Source organism: Crossiella sp. S99.2, assembly GCF_023094165.1.
Taxonomy (GTDB): domain Bacteria; phylum Actinomycetota; class Actinomycetes; order Mycobacteriales; family Pseudonocardiaceae; genus Crossiella.
Window position 1 is genome coordinate 495,005 of record NZ_JALMDK010000002.1, and the last position, 15,639, is coordinate 510,643.

At 70.9% G+C, this 15,639-nt stretch carries 20 protein-coding genes; 9 read left to right on the forward strand and 11 right to left on the reverse strand.

Annotation, left to right across the window (positions count from 1 at the left end; all coding sequences use genetic code 11):
- Positions 1-10 precede the first annotated feature (10 nt).
- Both MZC64_RS08815 and moaA read right to left on the reverse strand, forming a co-directional pair.
- Entirely contained in the window at positions 11-256 is a 246-nt protein-coding gene (locus tag MZC64_RS08815; protein ID WP_308300980.1) for a MoaD/ThiS family protein, read from the reverse strand.
- 11 nt (positions 257-267) lie between these two features.
- Positions 268-1,311 (reverse strand): GTP 3',8-cyclase MoaA, encoded by a 1,044-nt coding sequence (moaA, locus tag MZC64_RS08820; protein WP_247761671.1) that lies wholly within the window; start codon positions 1,309-1,311, stop codon positions 268-270.
- 179 nt (positions 1,312-1,490) lie between these two features.
- Between moaA and MZC64_RS08825 the strand changes: the two genes are divergently transcribed.
- The 3 genes from MZC64_RS08825 to MZC64_RS08835 are packed head-to-tail and all read left to right on the forward strand — an operon-like array spanning position 1,491 to position 3,581.
- Complete coding sequence (locus MZC64_RS08825) at positions 1,491-1,979, forward strand: MarR family winged helix-turn-helix transcriptional regulator (RefSeq protein ID WP_247761538.1); 489 nt, start codon at positions 1,491-1,493, stop codon at positions 1,977-1,979.
- Between the two features lie 49 nt (positions 1,980-2,028).
- Positions 2,029-2,799 (forward strand): HAD-IIA family hydrolase, encoded by a 771-nt coding sequence (locus MZC64_RS08830; protein ID WP_247761672.1) that lies wholly within the window; start codon positions 2,029-2,031, stop codon positions 2,797-2,799.
- A gap of 26 nt (positions 2,800-2,825) precedes the next feature.
- Complete coding sequence (locus tag MZC64_RS08835; protein WP_247761539.1) at positions 2,826-3,581, forward strand: maleylpyruvate isomerase family mycothiol-dependent enzyme; 756 nt, start codon at positions 2,826-2,828, stop codon at positions 3,579-3,581.
- Positions 3,582-3,583: 2 nt separating this feature from the next.
- Here MZC64_RS08835 and MZC64_RS08840 read toward each other — a convergent pair whose 3' ends face one another.
- Positions 3,584-3,766, reverse strand: coding sequence for a hypothetical protein (locus MZC64_RS08840; protein ID WP_247761540.1), 183 nt, complete (start codon positions 3,764-3,766; stop codon positions 3,584-3,586).
- A 134-nt stretch (positions 3,767-3,900) separates the two neighbouring features.
- Between MZC64_RS08840 and MZC64_RS08845 the strand changes: the two genes are divergently transcribed.
- The gene (locus MZC64_RS08845; RefSeq protein WP_247761541.1) at positions 3,901-5,529 is read left to right on the forward strand and encodes an AMP-binding protein; all 1,629 of its coding nucleotides are present in this window, start codon (positions 3,901-3,903) and stop codon (positions 5,527-5,529) included.
- Here the strand turns inward: MZC64_RS08845 and MZC64_RS08850 are convergent.
- A complete protein-coding gene (locus MZC64_RS08850) occupies positions 5,526-5,921 on the reverse strand; it encodes an SSI family serine proteinase inhibitor (RefSeq protein WP_247761542.1) in 396 nt (131 codons plus the stop codon). The genes MZC64_RS08845 and MZC64_RS08850 overlap by 4 nt on opposite strands.
- Before the next feature lie 67 nt (positions 5,922-5,988).
- Positions 5,989-6,759, reverse strand: coding sequence for a PhzF family phenazine biosynthesis protein (locus tag MZC64_RS08855; RefSeq protein ID WP_247761543.1), 771 nt, complete (start codon positions 6,757-6,759; stop codon positions 5,989-5,991).
- Between the two features lie 32 nt (positions 6,760-6,791).
- Between MZC64_RS08855 and MZC64_RS08860 the strand changes: the two genes are divergently transcribed.
- Both MZC64_RS08860 and MZC64_RS08865 read left to right on the forward strand, forming a co-directional pair.
- Positions 6,792-7,793 carry a Gfo/Idh/MocA family protein gene (locus MZC64_RS08860; RefSeq protein WP_247761544.1) on the forward strand — a complete coding sequence of 334 codons (1,002 nt, stop codon included), beginning with the start codon at positions 6,792-6,794 and terminating at the stop codon, positions 7,791-7,793.
- 101 nt (positions 7,794-7,894) lie between these two features.
- Positions 7,895-8,269, forward strand: a complete 375-nt coding sequence (locus MZC64_RS08865; RefSeq protein ID WP_247761545.1) for a hypothetical protein — start codon at positions 7,895-7,897, stop codon at positions 8,267-8,269.
- A 33-nt stretch (positions 8,270-8,302) separates the two neighbouring features.
- On the opposite strand, the gene MZC64_RS08870 is transcribed toward MZC64_RS08865, so the two are convergent.
- Positions 8,303-8,773, reverse strand: coding sequence for an SRPBCC family protein (locus MZC64_RS08870; protein WP_247761546.1), 471 nt, complete (start codon positions 8,771-8,773; stop codon positions 8,303-8,305).
- Positions 8,774-8,874: 101 nt separating this feature from the next.
- Between MZC64_RS08870 and MZC64_RS08875 the strand changes: the two genes are divergently transcribed.
- Positions 8,875-9,723, forward strand: coding sequence for a helix-turn-helix domain-containing protein (locus MZC64_RS08875; RefSeq protein ID WP_247761547.1), 849 nt, complete (start codon positions 8,875-8,877; stop codon positions 9,721-9,723).
- Here the strand turns inward: MZC64_RS08875 and MZC64_RS08880 are convergent.
- Both MZC64_RS08880 and MZC64_RS08885 read right to left on the reverse strand, forming a co-directional pair.
- Complete coding sequence (locus tag MZC64_RS08880) at positions 9,707-10,651, reverse strand: R2-like ligand-binding oxidase (protein WP_247761548.1); 945 nt, start codon at positions 10,649-10,651, stop codon at positions 9,707-9,709. The genes MZC64_RS08875 and MZC64_RS08880 overlap by 17 nt on opposite strands.
- Positions 10,652-10,654: 3 nt before the next feature.
- Positions 10,655-11,257 (reverse strand): TetR family transcriptional regulator, encoded by a 603-nt coding sequence (locus MZC64_RS08885; RefSeq protein ID WP_247761549.1) that lies wholly within the window; start codon positions 11,255-11,257, stop codon positions 10,655-10,657.
- A 116-nt stretch (positions 11,258-11,373) separates the two neighbouring features.
- Here MZC64_RS08885 and MZC64_RS08890 point away from each other — a divergent pair, with 116 nt between their 5' ends.
- The gene (locus MZC64_RS08890) at positions 11,374-12,039 is read left to right on the forward strand and encodes a haloacid dehalogenase-like hydrolase (protein WP_247761673.1); all 666 of its coding nucleotides are present in this window, start codon (positions 11,374-11,376) and stop codon (positions 12,037-12,039) included.
- Positions 12,040-12,277: 238 nt separating this feature from the next.
- The gene (locus tag MZC64_RS08895; RefSeq protein WP_247761550.1) at positions 12,278-12,667 is read left to right on the forward strand and encodes a cold-shock protein; all 390 of its coding nucleotides are present in this window, start codon (positions 12,278-12,280) and stop codon (positions 12,665-12,667) included.
- Between the two features lie 50 nt (positions 12,668-12,717).
- On the opposite strand, the gene MZC64_RS08900 is transcribed toward MZC64_RS08895, so the two are convergent.
- From MZC64_RS08900 to MZC64_RS08910, 3 genes are read right to left on the reverse strand one after another with little or no spacing between them, the layout of a single operon-like run.
- Positions 12,718-13,200: a DUF2771 family protein gene (locus MZC64_RS08900; protein ID WP_247761551.1), complete on the reverse strand. Its 483-nt coding sequence runs from the start codon at positions 13,198-13,200 to the stop codon at positions 12,718-12,720.
- A 10-nt stretch (positions 13,201-13,210) separates the two neighbouring features.
- A complete protein-coding gene (locus MZC64_RS08905; RefSeq protein ID WP_247761552.1) occupies positions 13,211-14,827 on the reverse strand; it encodes an MFS transporter in 1,617 nt (538 codons plus the stop codon).
- A 7-nt stretch (positions 14,828-14,834) separates the two neighbouring features.
- Entirely contained in the window at positions 14,835-15,620 is a 786-nt protein-coding gene (locus tag MZC64_RS08910) for a glutaminyl-peptide cyclotransferase (protein WP_247761553.1), read from the reverse strand.
- Positions 15,621-15,639 lie beyond the last annotated feature (19 nt).

The window sequence follows — 15,639 nt, forward strand, 5'->3', positions numbered from 1 at the left end:
ATGGGGCGGCTCAGCCGCCGGCGAACGGCGGCAGCACGTCGAGTTCCGCCGCGTCCGGAACGACCGTTTCCTGGTCGCGCACGGCCACCCCGTTGAGCAGGAAGCTGCATGCCGGCAGCACCTCGGACAGCCGGACCGGATGCCGCCCGCGGACCAGGTCCAGCACATCCGCCACGGTGGACACGCCGCTCAGTTCCACGGCCTCGTCCGGTACCCCGGCCGCGGCCCGCGCCCCGGCGAAATAGCGCACGGTCACCGACGCCACGTTCAGCCTCCGATCGCACTCATCGGGCGCGCCGGCTGGGCGAACCCGACCTCGTTGATGCCGTGCCCGGCGGGCTTGGCCCACATCGCGGCCCGCCAGCGCTCGGCGAGTTCCTCATCGGTCGCGCCGGCCCGAATCGGCCCGCGCAGGTCGGTCTCGTCCTGGCCGAACAGGCAGGAGCGGAGCTGGCCGTCGGCGGTCAGCCGGGTCCGGTCGCAGGCCGAGCAGAACGGCTGGGACACCGAGGCGATCACGCCGACGGTGGCCGGTCCGCCGTCGATCTGCCAGCGTTCGGCAGGCGCCGCGCCGCGTTCGGCGGTGTGCGGGGTCAGGGTGAACCTGGTGCGCAGGGCGGCCAGGATCTCCGGCCCGCTGACCATGTCCGCCCGGTCCCAGCCGTGCTGCGGATCGAGGGGCATCTGCTCGATGAACCGCAGCTCGTAGCCGCCGTCCAGGCAGAACTCCAGCAGCGGCACCGCCTCGTCCTCGTTCACCCCGCGCATCAGCACCGCGTTGACCTTCACCGGCGCCAGCCCGGCCGCCTTGGCCGCGCGCAACCCGGCCAGCACGTCCGGCAGCCGGTCGCGCCTGGTCAGCTCGGCGTAGCGGTCCCGCCGGATGGTGTCCAGGGACACGTTCACCCGGTCCACCCCGGCCGCGGCCAGCGCCTCGGCTCGCCGTTCCAGGCCGATCCCGTTGGTGGTCAGCGAGAGCAGCGGGCGCGGGCTCAGCTCCGAGGAGGCCCGCAGCACCTCTTCCAGGTCCTTGCGCAGCAGCGGTTCGCCGCCGGTGAAGCGCAGCTCGGTCACGCCGAGTTTGAGCACCGCGATCCCGATCAGCCGGATCAGCTCGCCGGTGTCCAGCAAAGCCGACTTGGCCAGCCAGTTCAGGCCCTCGGCCGGCATGCAGTAGGTGCAGCGCAGGTTGCACCGGTCGGTCACCGACACCCGCAGGTCGGTGGCGATCCGGCCGTAGGAATCCAGCAGGACGGGCGTGTCCGGCCGACCGGCGGGCCCGGGGGGCGGACCGGTCGTTATCGAGGGCATCCCGAGATGCACCGCTGTCACCCCTCCGAGGGTAATCGTTCCCCCTGACTGTCCGGTTCGCGGTTGACGACTGACCAACACGTCAGCGTCTAGTCTGTGTCGACTGAGAACTGAGCCATTTGCTAAGTCTCTTAGTTATAGAGGTACCTCTGTAGCCGGGAGTAGAGGTGGGAACGGGCATGAGCACTGAGAGCGCGACGACGACGGACGGCCGCAGCCAGGCGGCCATCACCCTGGCTGAGCTGGGGCGGGAGCTGAGCGCGGTCACCCTCGGCTTCCACGCGGCCGCCGCCGAGCGGATGGGCTTGTCCGGCACCGACCACAAGTGCCTGGACCTGGCCATGCACTCGCCAGGACCGCTGACCGCGGGCCGGATCGCCGAACTCTCCGGCCTGTCCACCGGCGCGGTGACCGGCGTGATCGACCGGCTGGAACGCGGTGGTTTCGTCCGCCGGGTGCGGGACCCGCACGACCGGCGCAAGGTGCTGGTCGAGGTCACCGCCTGCGATGACGGCCGCCACGACCACATCTTCCAGGGCCTGGTCGAGGGCGTGGCCGAGATCGTCACCCGCTACCGGCCGGAGGAGGTCGAGGTGATCGCCCGGTACGCCCGCGACTCCATCGAACTCATGCGGGCCCAGATCGCCAGGCTGCACAACCTGTCCTGAGTGGGGGATCATGGCGGCCGTGACCGAGACCTCGCGCTGGAACTACCTGATGGACATGGACGGCGTGCTCGTGCACGAGGAGCACCTGATCCCCGGCGCGGATGAGTTCCTCACCGAACTCCGCGCGCACGACATCGGGTTCCTGGTGCTGACCAACAACTCCATCTACACCCCGAGGGACCTGCGGGCCCGGCTGCAGCGCACCGGGCTGGACGTGCCCGAGGCGGCCATCTGGACCTCGGCGCTGGCCACCGCCAAGTTCCTGGACTCCCAGCGCCCCAACGGTTCGGCCTACGTCATCGGCGAGGCCGGGCTGACCACCGCGCTGCACTCCATCGGCTACGTGCTCACCGACCGCGATCCGGACTACGTGGTGCTCGGCGAGACCCGCACCTACAGCTTCGAGGCCATCACCAAGGCCATCCGGCTGGTCGAGGCCGGCGCCAGGTTCATCGCGACCAACCCGGACGAGACCGGCCCGAGCCGGGAGGGCGTGCTGCCCGCGACCGGGTCGGTGGCCGCGCTGATCGAGCGGGCCACCGGCCGCGCGCCCTACTTCGTGGGCAAGCCGAACCCGCTGATGATGCGCTCCGCGCTGCGTTCCATCGGCGCGCACTCCGAACGCGCGCTGATGATCGGCGACCGGATGGACACCGATGTGCGTTCCGGCCTGGAAGCCGGTCTGCACACCATCCTGGTGCTCTCCGGCATCTCCACCGTGGACACCGCGGACCGGTTCCCGTTCCGGCCCACCCGGGTGATCGATTCCATCGCGGACCTGGTCGGCAACGCGAACAACCCGTTCCCCGACGGAGTCTGACCGCCGGGCCTGGCTAATCTCGCCCGATGACCTCCGAGCTGACCATGATCGACTACCCGGCGGTGGTCGCGGCGCAGATCGCCGCGATCACCGCCGCGGCGCGCCGCCCCGGCGTGCTGGACCTGCCGGTCCCCTCCTGCCCTGGCTGGACGGTGACCGAGCTGGTGACCCACGCCGGCGAGGTGTGCGTCTGGTGGACGCATGCGCTGGCCGAGGGCGGGCTGGAGCCGGAGGAGGAGGTCGTGCAGAGCCTGGCCACCCCCGGCGCCGACCTGCTTGGCTGGTGGGAGGCCCGGAGCGCGGCCCTGGTCGAGGTGCTGCGGGCCACCCCGTCCGAAGCGGTGGCCTGGTGCTGGTGGCGGCCGGAGGAGCGGGCGCCGGTGGCCGAGGTGGCCGGGTGGGTGGCGCACGAGCTGCTGACGCATCGCTGGGACGCGGAGAACGCGGTCGGCGTGGCGAGCCCGGTGCCCGCTGAGCTGGGCGCGGCCGGGATCACCGAGTTCGCCCTCCGGATGCTGCCTGCTCAGGAGGCGATCTGGGCCGGGAGCACCGGGCTGATCCGGTTGCACGCCACCGATCTGGACCGGGTCTGGGACTTCCGCGCGAACCAGGACGGCCCGTGCCTGCTGGCCGAGCCCGGTGGCGAACCGGCGGTGCTCGTCGCGGCCACGGCCGGGGAGCTGGACCTGCTGCTGTGGCGCAGGCTGGAAGCTGACGCGGTCACCATCACCGGGGACGCCGCGCTGGCCACCGCGTTCCTGGACTGGGTCGACTTCAGCTGAGGTCAGGGCCCGCCGAAGTACTCCCGGTACCCGCCAAGCTCGGCCTCGGTCTTGCTCTGCGGGCGGTCGTTGGCCGGGCCGCCCGCCGGGCTCGCAGCCGGGCGAGCCCCGCGGCGGATGAGTGCGATGGCCAGCAGTGCGATACCGCCGAAGGCCCCGATGCCCAGCACGATGAACTCGCTCATGCCCCCACTGTCCCACCTTGGTCCGCCGCGGTGGGCTTCGCCGGCCGGATTTCCGGGGCGGCGCCGGGTCGACGGGGGCGGCCGGGCACGTGAGGATGAGGTGGTCTGGTCGCCGGAGTCCCGGAGGTGTTGTGGTGCCTGGGGTTGCTAGTTACGCCTCCGGGGTCTCGGATGTCCCGCTGCTGGGCGACACCATCGGCGACAACTTCGACGCGACCGTGGCGCGCTTCGGCGACCGGGAGGCACTCGTCGAGCGGGTCACCGGGCGGCGCTGGACCTACCGCGAGCTGGCCGCCGACGTGGACGCGGTGGCCATGGGCCTGCTCGGGCTCGGCGTGGCCAAGGGCGACCGGGTCGGGATCTGGGCGCCGAACTGCGCCGAGTGGGTGCTGGTGCAGTACGCCACGGCCAAGATCGGCGCGGTGCTGGTGAACATCAACCCGGCCTACCGGGTGCACGAGCTGGAGTTCGTGCTCAACCAGTCCGGGGTGCGCACCCTGGTGGCGGCCGCGGCGTTCAAGACCTCCGACTACGCCGGGATGATCGAGCAGGTCCGGCCGGACTGTCCCGGCCTGCTCGACGTGCTGCTGCTGGGCGGGGCGGACTGGGACGCGCTGGTCGCGGCCGGGCGGGCGAGTGATCCGGCCGGGCTGGCCGCGGTGCAGGGCGGGCTGTCCGCGGACGATCCGATCAACATCCAGTACACCTCGGGCACCACCGGCTTCCCCAAGGGCGCGACCCTCTCGCACCACAACATCCTCAACAACGGCTTCTTCGTCGGCGAGCTGTGCGGGTACACCGAGATCGACCGGGTCTGCCTGCCGGTGCCCTTCTACCACTGCTTCGGCATGGTCATGGGCAACCTGGGCGCCACCTCGCACGGGGCCTGCGTGGTGATCCCGGCGCCCGCCTTCGAGCCGAAGGCCACCCTGGCCGCGGTGCAGGAGGAGCGGTGCACCTCGCTGTACGGGGTGCCGACCATGTTCATCGCCGAACTCGCCGACGAGGGCTTCGACGGCTACGACCTCAGCAGCCTGCGCACCGGGATCATGGCCGGATCACCCTGCCCGGTGGAGGTGATGAAGCAGGTCATCGAGCGGATGGGCATGCGCGAGGTGACCATTTGCTACGGCATGACCGAGACCTCGCCGGTGTCCACCCAGACCAGGGCCGATGACTCCATCCAGCGCCGGGTGTCCACGGTGGGCCGGGTGCATCCGCACGTCGAGGTCAAGATCGTGGACCCGGAGACCGGGCTGACCGTGCCGCGCGGCACTCCCGGTGAGCTGTGCACCCGCGGTTACTCGGTGATGCTCGGCTACTGGGCGCAGCCGGACAAGACCGCCGAGGCGATCGACCCGGCGCGCTGGATGCATACCGGCGACCTCGCGGTGATGGACGCCGACGGGTACGTCTCGATCACCGGGCGGATCAAGGACATGGTGATCCGCGGCGGCGAGAACATCTATCCCAGGGAGATCGAGGAATTCCTCTACACCCACCCGGATGTCCTTGACGCACAGGTGATCGGGGTGCCGGACGCGAAGTACGGCGAGGAACTCATGGCCTGGGTGCGGTTGCGGCCCGGCGCGGAAACCCTGACCGCACAGGCGGTCCGCGAGTTCTGCACCGGGCGGCTCGCGCACTACAAGATCCCGCGCTACGTGCACGTGGTGGAGGAGTTCCCGATGACGGTCACCGGCAAGATCCGCAAGGTGGAGATGCGGGAGAAGTCGGCGGAGTTGTTGGGGGACAAGGACTAGATGTCGAACACCGGTCCAGTCTTGCCGTGTAGCACACAACCATTGCCGTAGGTGCTGCTGAAGGCGACCTCGCGGCCCTGCCAGGTTCCCTTGAGCGTCACCGTGATCGGGAAGTACTCCATCGTGCAAGCCTGGTCGGGATTGACGTCGAGCTGGGCGGCGTTGCCCTGGACGGCGGTCAGCTCCCGGCAGGCATGGGCGCGGTTCTGGTGCGTGCCGCCAGTGGGTTCGCAGGTCAGCGTGGCGACCTTGCCGGGTGGGGTGCCCGCCTCACCTTCGGCGGTGGTCACGGTCAGCACGGTTTCCTGGCTGGCCGCGACGGCCGGTCCGGCCCCGAGCAGGACAACCGCCAGCACGGAGAACGCCAGCGTCAGTACACGTTGAGCAGCCATGGTTCCGGCATACCCCTGGATCAAACCTACTGGGCGGTTCTTCACCAGTTGGCGCGCCCAGGTTCACTCAGACGAGCAACTGTCCGTTGAGGACGGTTACCGCGCGTCCGGACAGGCTGACCCGGTTGCCGCGCAAGGTCATCCGCACGATCCCGCCGCGCGGCGATGCCTGTTCCGCGGTCAGCGGGCCGTCGCCGAGCCGGGGCGCCCACCAGCTGGCCAGGGTGCAGTGCGCGGAGCCGGTCACCGGATCCTCCGGCACGCCGAAGGCCGGGTAGAAGCAGCGGCTGACCACGTCCAGGCCCGGCCGGTCGCCGGGCGCGGTGACGATCACGCCGCGGTTGGGGATGCGGCCGATCGCGGCCAGGTCGGGCACGAGCGCGCGCACCTGCGCGGCCGAGGCGACCTCGACCAGGATGTCGCTGACCGCCTGCGCGGTGGCCCGGATGGTCACCCCGGGCAGCCCGGCCAGCAGGTCGGGGCCGGGTTCGATCGGCACCGGCCGGTCGGCCGGGAAGTCCATGGTGATCGAACCGTCCTCGGCCGGGACGCAGCTCAGCTCGCCGCTGCGGGTGCTGAACCGCTGCTCGCCGCCGAGCACGTGCGCGGTGGCCAGGGTGGCGTGCCCGCACAGGTCGACCTCCATGGTGGGGGTGAACCAGCGCAACGGTTTCGCGCCCTGCGCCGTGGGATCGACGAAGGCGGTCTCCGCGTGCTTCATCTCCGCGGCCACCGCCTGCATCCATTCGGCGGAACGCGGTTCCGCCAACAGCACCACCCCGGCCGGGTTTCCCCCGAAGGCGGTGTCGGTGAAGGCGTCCACCACAAAGATCTCCACGACCGCCAACGTACCGGGTAGCGTCCGGGCATGTGACGGAGAATCTGCGCTGGGGCGTGGTGGCCACCGGCGGCATCGCGTCGACGGTGACCGCGGATCTGTTGCTGGTGCCAGGGATCGAGGTGCACGCGGTGTCCTCCCGGTCCCTGGAACGGGCCAGGGAGTTCGCCGGCCGCTTCGGCATCGCCAAGGCCTACGGCGACTACCACGAGCTGCTGGCTGATCCGGACGTCGACGTGGTGTACGTGGCCACCCCGCACAGCCAGCACCACGAGGTGACCTCGGCCGCGCTGCGGGCGGGCAAGAACGTGTTGTGCGAGAAGGCGTTCACCGTCACCGTGGCCCAGGCCGAGGAACTGATCGCACTGGCCGAGGAACGCGGGCTGTTCCTGATGGAGGCCATGTGGACCCGGTTCATTCCGTTGGTGCGCAGGCTACGCGCGCTGCTGGCCGATGACGCGATCGGCGAGATCCGGTTGGTGCGCGCGGACTTCGGTGTGCAGGTGCCCTACGATCCCGCGCACCGGCTGTGGAATCCGGCGCTGGGCGGCGGCGCGTTGCTGGACCTGGGCGTGTACCCGGTCTCCTTCGCGCACATGGTGCTCGGCGTGCCCAGCGCACTGCACGTGCACGGTTCCCGCGCGGGCACCGGGGTGGACGCCGAGGCCGCACTGCTGCTGGGTTATCCCGATGGCGCGCAGGCGTTGCTGAGCACCTCGCTGCGCGCGCAGACCCCGGTCACCGCCGAGGTGATCGGCAGCACCGGGCGGATCGAACTGGGCTCGCCGTTCTACGCGCCGACCCGGATGACCTTGCACCGCAACGGCGCCGACCCGGAGACCTTCCGCGCACAGCTGTGGGGATCGGGTTACACCTACCAGGCGCGAGAAGTGGTGGAGCAGATCACCGCCGGTGAGGTGGAATCTCCGGAGATGGCTTGGGCCGACACGGTGAACGTGATGCGCACCCTGTGTGCCGCACTGGGCCGGATGGGGGTCGCGCACCCGGCCAGCAAGACGAGTTCTGCCCCCTGACGCTTCAGGTCTCTGGGTGCCCGGCCGATAGCCAACGGGTGGAACGGAGATCACTAGACGCCCTCGTCCACTCGCAAGACCTCGTCGAGGCGGCGCTCCGGATGGATCACGCCATTGGCGCGGACGGTCTGCCTCGCGCCAACGGCCGTGGCCTTGTGCACGACGTGATGCGCACGGCGGACCTGCTCCAGCGGGTCGCCGACGACCTGAAGGACACCGCGCTCACCTGGGTGGACGCCCAGGACATCAGCGAGGACGAGTACATCACGGTGTGCCAGCACCTGGACGAGATGATCCAGGGGCTGCAGACCACCTTCGTCTCGGCGCAGGCCGCCTACCACGCGCTGTGCACCGAAGCGCGGGAAAGCCCCACGGCCGCGGCCATGGCCGCCCTGCTGGCCGTGACCACCCCGCTCGGGGAGGGCTTCCGCCCGCCCGCGCCCCGGCGCGAGATCCGCAACGGGGCCGCCCGTTGACCCTGACAACTCAACCGGCGGCAACTCAGCTGGTCAGGCGGCCTGTTCGCTGACCCAGCGGGACAGCGCCAGCAGCGTGCTCTCCGCGCTGTCCGCCATCACCTTGCGGAAGCCGAGCACCGCCTCGCGGGTGTCGCCGAACCGCGGATCCACCCGCAGCACCTGCCAGTGCTGGGCGACCACGGTGCCCGGCCCGTCCGCGGTGAAGGTCCACCGCCAGCGCACCAGACCCTCCGCCAGGCCGCCGACCACGAAGGCGAACTCGGCGCCCGGTTCGGCGGTCTGCACCTGCGACCGGCTCTGCCAGGACCGCTCACCGTGCTGGTTGCGCCCGGAGAACCAGGCGCCCGGCCGCGGTCCGGCGCCCTCGTCGTAGTCGGCGCCGACCGCGATCGGGCTCCAGTTGCCGATCAGGGAGACGTCGCTGACCAGGTCGTACAGTGCGGCAGGGGTGGCGGGCAGCCAGGCCCGGCGGGTGAAGGTCAGTTCGTCGAGGGAGATCATGCCGCCACCGTGTCGGCCGGCTGCCGGGTTATCCAGCCCGGCGTTGTCCTACCACTGACAGTGTCACCCTCGGCCCGGCGATCACCCGGATACTCGGGGGCATGGACTCCGGACTCGCCGATTTCCTGCAGGCCCGCCGGGCCCGGCTGCGGCCACAGGACGTGGGCCTGCTGCCCGGTGACCGGCGCCGGGTGCCCGGTCTGCGCCGGGAGGAACTGGCCCAGCTGGCCGGGGTCAGCACCTCCTACTACGTGCGGCTGGAACAGGGCCAGTCCCGCAACGCCTCGCCGGAGGTGATCGACGCGCTGGCCAGGGCATTGCGGCTGGACCAGGACGAGCACCAGCACCTGCGGGACCTGGCCGGCGCCGGGCAGCGCGGGCCGCGGGTGCGCAGGCCGCCGGTGGAACACGCCTCGGCGGGCACCCTGGAGCTGCTGACCGCGCTCGGCGACACCCCGGCGCTGGTCATCGGCCGGGCCTCGGACCTGCTGGCCTGGAACCCGATGGGGCACGCGCTCTTCGCCGGGCACCTGGACTTCACCGCGCCGCTGCGCCCGGACCGGCGGCCGAACCTGGCCCGCCAGGTGTTCCTGGACCCGCACACCCGCGAGCTGTACGCCAGCTGGGCAGAGAAGGCGCTGGCGCTGGTGGCCACCCTGCGACTGCGGGCCGGCCGCTACCCCGACGACCCGCGGCTGACCGGGCTGATCGGCGAGCTGTCCACCCGCAGCACCGAGTTCGCCACCCTGTGGGCCAGCAACGAGGTCGCGGCCTGCAACGGCGCGGTGTACCGGCTGCGGCATCCGCTGGTCGGCTCGTTCACCGTGCTCCAGCAAACCCTGATCCCGGTCGGCGAGTGGAACCAGACGCTGGTGGTGAACACCGCGCACGACGAGGCGGCGCGCAGCGCGCTGGCCCTGCTCGCGCACGAGGTCAGCTCGCGCCGCTGACCGCCAGCGCGGCCGCGTCCTCCTGGCCGAACTTCTCCTCCAGCTCCTCCGGCGAATAGTCCAGGTCGATCTGCGCCACCGGCACGCCGCGGGCGGACTCGATCGCACCCAGCCGCCGCTGCGCCCGGTTGGCCGCGTAGGCCACGAACTCGTCCACGTCGAAGTCGTACGGCTGGGTCTCGAACTGGTCCTGCACCCACTGGATCGAGGCCAGCGCGTGCGGCAGCAGCTCACCCATCACCTGCTGCACCAGGTCCCAGTTGCGGTCGTCCGCGGCCACGTGCCGGCGGCAGGTGAAGGTGCCCCAGGCCATGTGCCGCCGCTCGTCGTCGCCGATCTTGCGGATCAGCTCCTGCATGCCGGGCAGGATCCCGTTCTCCTGGCAGACCTTGTTCCAGGCGTGGTAGCCGGTCAGCGCCAGGGTGCCCTCGACCACGTGGTTGTAGGTGACGCTGGCCCGGATCTGGTTGGCCGGACTGGGATCCTCGGCCACCGCGTGCAGGGCGGCGGGCAGCGCGTCGTAGAAGATCGCCCGGTAGCCGGGGTTGCCGTCCACGTAGCGGTGCAGGTCCTCGGTCAGGCCCACCGCGTCCAGCCAGCGGCGGAACACCTCGGTGTGCTTGGCCTCCTCGAAGGCGAACTGGGTCAGGTACATCTCGTCGGCGATCCGGCCCTCGGCGGCCATGGCCCGGATGAACGGCTGGATGTCCTCGGTCACCGCCTCCTCACCGGCGATGAACATCGCGGTCAGGTAGGTGCCGCTGGCGCGCTGATCCTCGCCCATCGCGGCCCAGTCCAGCGCGTCCTGGCTGAAGTCGATGTCCGCCGGGTTCCAGAACCGGGCGTTGCCCTTGACGAACAGGCGCAGCGGGAAGGAATCCCAGTTGAGCCCGCCCTGGCGTAGCGAGTGGAAACCCTGTCGCGTCACGTCTCACTCCTTTGTGGACAGATAGGGACCGAGCATCGCCCCGGCGACCGTGGCCACCGCCTCGGCGGCGTGCCCTGGTTCGCCGGAGGGCAGCAGCAGGTGGCTCACGGTCAGCCGCACCGCGGTCTCCGCGTACAGCTCGGCCAGCGCCGCGGGCAGCCGGGGCAGCCGGGCCCGGGTGTGCTGACAGACCAGTTCGGCGGCAGAGGTCAGCACCGGGGCGCCGCGGGTGGTCAGGAACGGCAGCATGTCCTGCGCGTCCGCGCCGGTGAGCATCGCGCCGATCAGCCGGTTCGCCGTGGCGTGGCTCAGGATGTAGCCGGTGGCCGCGCGGATGCCGTCGAGCAGGTTCTCCTCACGGTCCAGCCGCTCCGCGGTGCCGGCCAGGAACTGCGCGGTCAGCCGCAGCGCGACCGCCTGCACCAGCGCGTCCTTGTTGCCGAACTCGTTGTAGACGGTCTGCCTGCTCACCCCGGCCGCGGTGGCCACCTCGGCCATTCGCAGGCCCTGGTAGCCGCCCTCGGCGAGCAGGTTGGCCGCGGCGTCCAGCAGCGTCTCCCGCAGGGATGCCTTGACCCTGGCGCTGAAAGGTGTGATCTGAGCCACGGTCCGAGTTTGACACGAAGACGCTCTGTGTCAAGTGGGTGGACAGGGCTAAATCGGTTGTCAAGCGACGTACGGTAGGAGCCGTGGCTGACCTGACCGTGGGTTTCGACCTGGACATGACGTTGATCGACCCTCGGCCCGGCATGGTGCTGGCCATGGACGAGGTGCGCAGGCGCACTGGTTTCCCGGTCGACGGGGAGCGTTTCGCGAGCAACCTCGGACCGCCGCTGGACGGCTACTTCCGCGGCTGCGGCCTCGATGAGGAGCAGATCCTGGTGGGCGTGCGCGAGTTCCGCGCGCTCTACCCCGAGATCGTCATCCCGCGCACCGTCGGTCTGCCCGGCGCGGCCGAGTCACTGGCCGCGGTGCGCGCCGCCGGGGGTTCCGCGGTGGTGGTGACCGGCAAGTACGGGCCCAACGCGCAGCTGCACCTGGACGCGCTGGACTGGGAAGTGGATCACCTGGTGGGCGAGCTGTGGTCGACCGAGAAGGCGGTGGCGTTACGCCGGTTCGGGGCCAAGGTCTACGTGGGCGACCACATCGGCGATGTCAACGGGGCCAGGGCCGCTGGCGCGTTCTCGGTGGCGGTGCCCAGCGGACCGTGCACCGCGCAGGAGCTGCTCGCGGCGGGCGCGGACCTCGTGCTGGACTCGCTGACCGAGTTCCCTAGGTGGCTCGCCGGGTCAGCCGCGGTCCTTGCGGGACTGCCGGAACACCGCGAAAACACCGAGCGCGAGACCGATCGGCAGCAGCAGACAGGCCAGGTTCAACCACAGGGGTAGCTCCGTCCGGCCGCTGGCGAACAGGCCGAACGTGCTGACCACGGCCAGCAGTCCGATCGCGAAAACCACGATGGCTACCGGTATCAGCTTGATCTTCGGGGCGGTCACGGCCACGCTGGAAGCTTAGACGTTCACGCGGGGACAACGGGTAGCGCGACTGACTCGGCTACTCTGGAGAACACGCGCCTCTCGGTTTCTTGAGGCGCGTTTGTCGTGACTTAGGGAAACGGTGAGGACAGTGCCGAGCGGCAGGGTCAAGTGGTACGACGCGGAGAAGGGCTTCGGCTTCGTGACCCAGGACGGTGGGGAGGACGTGTACGTGCGCGCCTCCGCCCTACCCGAGGGGGTAACCGCGCTCAAGCCCGGCATGCGGGTGGAGTTCGGTGTGGCCGACGGCCGCCGGGGCCCGCAGGCGCTCTCCGTCCGGCTGGTCGACCCGGTGCCTTCGGTGGTCGAGGCACGCCGCCGCCCGGCTGAGGAACTGCACGGCCTGATCGAGGACATGATCAAGGTGCTGGAGTCCACCGTGCAGCCGGACCTGCGCCGCAACCGCTACCCCGACCGCAAGGTGACCAAGCGGATCGCCGATGTCGTGCGCGCGGTGGCCAGGGAGCTGGACCCGAACTGATCTTGCGTGGAGACGGCCGCGGCCCTCAGCCGCTGCGCACATTTCGCGGCTCAGCCGCGGTCGTCCACCGAGACAACCCACGTCCCGCGCGTCCCGAAACTCACGCCGCCCTCGGTGTTGGCGCTGATCGCCGCGCCGAACTGGTGCACCTCGATGGTCTCCAGCTGCGAGGCCGCCTCCGGCAGCTTCAGCGTGTACGCGAGCTGCTTGTTCGGCGCGAACACCTCGCTGCGCCCGTCGATCCGGCCGTTGTCCGGCTGGCGGTAGCGGAAAACCACCTGCCAGGGCGTCTGGCCGATCCGCGGGTCGACCGAGATGGTGACCTCCTGGCCCTTGGGCACCCGCAGCACGGCCGCGGCCTTCGGGTCGGCCTGGCAGTTCTCCACCTTCACGTCGCAGTACTGCGTGGGCTTGGCCGCGATCGACTTGCCCGAGGCGAAGAAGGTCACCTCCGGCGGTCCCACGGGACTGGCACACGCGGTCACGCCCAGCACCATGGCGGTGACAAGCGGCAACGACTGTCCTCTACGCACGAACCCGAGACTAGGTGGTCGCCGGACGCAGCGGCCGATCGCCTCCGAAGCCCGGGATCAGCGAGGAGCCGCGACCGGCCAGCAGGGTCTGGGTGAAGCCGACCGCCAGCAGCACCGAGACCACCGTGAAGCCGAGCCAGTACTCCGGCGGCAGCAGCAGGCCGACCGCGCCGCCCAGGGTCCAGGCCAGCTGCAGCACGGTCTCGGAGCGGCCGAAGGCCGAGGCCCGCGACTCCTCCGGCATGTCCCGCTGCACCACCGCGTCCAGGCAGACCTTGGCCAGCGCCGAGGCGGTCGCGCCGACCAGGCCGACGATCGCCGCCGTGGTCAGCCCGCCGAAGACCGCGGCCACCACGGTGGCGGCCAGCGTGGAACCCACGCACACCAGCAGCAACTGGTCCGGCTTGGTGAAGCTCAGCCGCGCGCCCACCGCGCTGCCCAGGAAGTTCCCGATGCCGGCGGCCGCGCCGATGATGCCCAGCAGCAGCAACTGCATGACCGGCTCGCCCTGGGTCTGCGCCTTGACCGCGAAGGCGGCGAAGAGCATCAGGAACCCGGTCAGCACCCGGATGGTGGCGTTGGCCCACAGCGTGACCACCAGCACCCGGCCCATCGGCTGCCGCGCCCGCTTGGGGTGCGCGCCGACCGTGGCCGGCACCTCGCCCTCGGTGACCTCCACCCAGGCCGGGATGCGCACGCAGGACCAGACGCCGACCGCGCAGATCGCCGCGGTGAACCAGAGCGCGCCCTGCGGACCGAACAGCTGGCCCAGCCCGGCCGCGATGCCGCCGAAGGCCACGCTGGCGACCAGGCCGAACACGGTGAGCCGGGAGTTGGTCTTGACCAGGTCCAGCTCGTCCGGCAGCACTCTGGGTGTCACCGCGGCCTTGAGCACGCCGAAGGATCTGGACAGCACCATGCAGCCCAGCGCGGCCGGGTAGAGCGCCCAGCTGTCGAAGTTGAGCGCCATCACCGCGGCCAGCGCGATCCGGCCGGCGAAGGAGACACCCAGTGCCAGTCGCCTGCCCTGCTGCAACCGGTCCAGCAGCGGACCGACCACCGGGGCGACCAGCGCGAACGGGGCCACCGTGATCAACAGGTAGAGCGCGACCTTGCCCTTGCTCTCCGCGCTCGCCGCGGAGAAGAACAGCGTGTTGGCCATGGCCACCGCGATGGCGGCGTCCACGGCGTAGTTGAGCATGGTGGCGTAGGTCAGCGCGGACAGGCCGGACTCGCGGGCCCCGTCGGCGTGCACCCCGCGGCGGAAGGCGCGCACCGCCTGCTGGGTCAGGTGCTTGCTGCGCCACATCATCACCCGGGTGACGGTGATCTTCTTCGGCGGCGTCGGGCCCTCCGGCTGCGGCTGCGGCGCGGTGGGCTCCTCGTACTGCTCGTCCGGGTAGTACGGCGAGGGCGGCGGCCGGTGCGGCCGGGTCGAGCGCGGTGGCGGCGGCGGAGGTGGGGGCGTGCGGCGGCGCACCGGCTCGGTGCGGCGCTCGCCCTGGTAGTCCGGGTCGTCCTGCCACGGATAACTCCGGCCGCCGGAGTTCGTGGAACTCGGCGGTTCGTAGCCGCGCGTGCGCCCGCGACTGCCGTTGCGGGTCGGCTCGTCGGGTCCGGGTCGCATCACACTCCTAATCCTGCCGTACCGGAACGAACTTGACCCGGAACAACGCAGGCCACAGCTTGCCCGTGACCAGGAACTCGTCCGTGCCCGGGATCGCCGCGATGCCGTTGAGCACGTCCGCCCGCTCCTGCTGCTCCGGCCGGAGCAGCCCACTGGCGTCCACTGTGCCGGTCACCGCGCCGCTGGCGGGGTCGATCCGCAGGATCTCGTCGGTCTGCCACACGTTCGCCCAGACCACGCCGTTGACGCATTCCAGCTCGTTCAGCTTGCTGACCGCGGCTCCGGCGTGACGCACGGTGACCGTGCCGGTGACCGCGAAGCTGCCAGGGTCGCGGAAGGTCAGCTGGTCCGAGCCGTTGCTCATGACAAGGCGGTTGCCGTCGTGGCAGAGGCCCCAGCCCTCGCCCTCGTAGTTCGCCTGGCCGGTCCGGGTGAGGGTCTGCCGGTCCCAGCGCAGCGCCAGGCCCTGCTGCCAGGTGAGCTGCCAGATCTTGTCGCCGATCACGGTGATGCCCTCGCCGAAGTGGTCGGCGGGCAGGTCAGCCCGCTGCTGGACCACGCCGGTGACCGGGTCCACCCGGCGCAGGCTGGAGGAGCCCTCCTGGCCGGTGCCCTCGTACAGCGCGCCGTCGGCCAGCTCCAGACCCTGGGTGAACGCGCCCGGATCATGTGGCCGGGTTTCCAGCAGTTCCACCCGAAGTTTCTCCGGTTGGGGCAGCGGCGCGTCGGCCTGGCTCACCGCGGAACAACCGGAAAAAGCCAGGACCCCGCACAGCACCGCAAGCACTCGCACTGCTTCAGGGTGGCATGCC

Bases quoted from the DNA above. Each gene is read 5' to 3' on its own strand.
- moaA (WP_247761671.1), bottom strand. From the start codon at position 1,311: ATGCCCTCGATAACGACCGGTCCGCCCCCCGGGCCCGCCGGTCGGCCG.
- MZC64_RS08825 (WP_247761538.1), top strand. From the start codon at position 1,491: ATGAGCACTGAGAGCGCGACGACGACGGACGGCCGCAGCCAGGCGGCC.
- MZC64_RS08830 (WP_247761672.1), top strand. From the start codon at position 2,029: ATGGACATGGACGGCGTGCTCGTGCACGAGGAGCACCTGATCCCCGGC.
- MZC64_RS08835 (WP_247761539.1), top strand. From the start codon at position 2,826: ATGACCTCCGAGCTGACCATGATCGACTACCCGGCGGTGGTCGCGGCG.
- MZC64_RS08840 (WP_247761540.1), bottom strand. From the start codon at position 3,766: ATGAGCGAGTTCATCGTGCTGGGCATCGGGGCCTTCGGCGGTATCGCA.
- MZC64_RS08850 (WP_247761542.1), bottom strand. From the start codon at position 5,921: ATGGCTGCTCAACGTGTACTGACGCTGGCGTTCTCCGTGCTGGCGGTT.
- MZC64_RS08865 (WP_247761545.1), top strand. From the start codon at position 7,895: ATGGATCACGCCATTGGCGCGGACGGTCTGCCTCGCGCCAACGGCCGT.
- MZC64_RS08870 (WP_247761546.1), bottom strand. From the start codon at position 8,773: ATGATCTCCCTCGACGAACTGACCTTCACCCGCCGGGCCTGGCTGCCC.
- MZC64_RS08875 (WP_247761547.1), top strand. From the start codon at position 8,875: ATGGACTCCGGACTCGCCGATTTCCTGCAGGCCCGCCGGGCCCGGCTG.
- MZC64_RS08890 (WP_247761673.1), top strand. From the start codon at position 11,374: ATGACGTTGATCGACCCTCGGCCCGGCATGGTGCTGGCCATGGACGAG.
- MZC64_RS08905 (WP_247761552.1), bottom strand. From the start codon at position 14,827: ATGCGACCCGGACCCGACGAGCCGACCCGCAACGGCAGTCGCGGGCGC.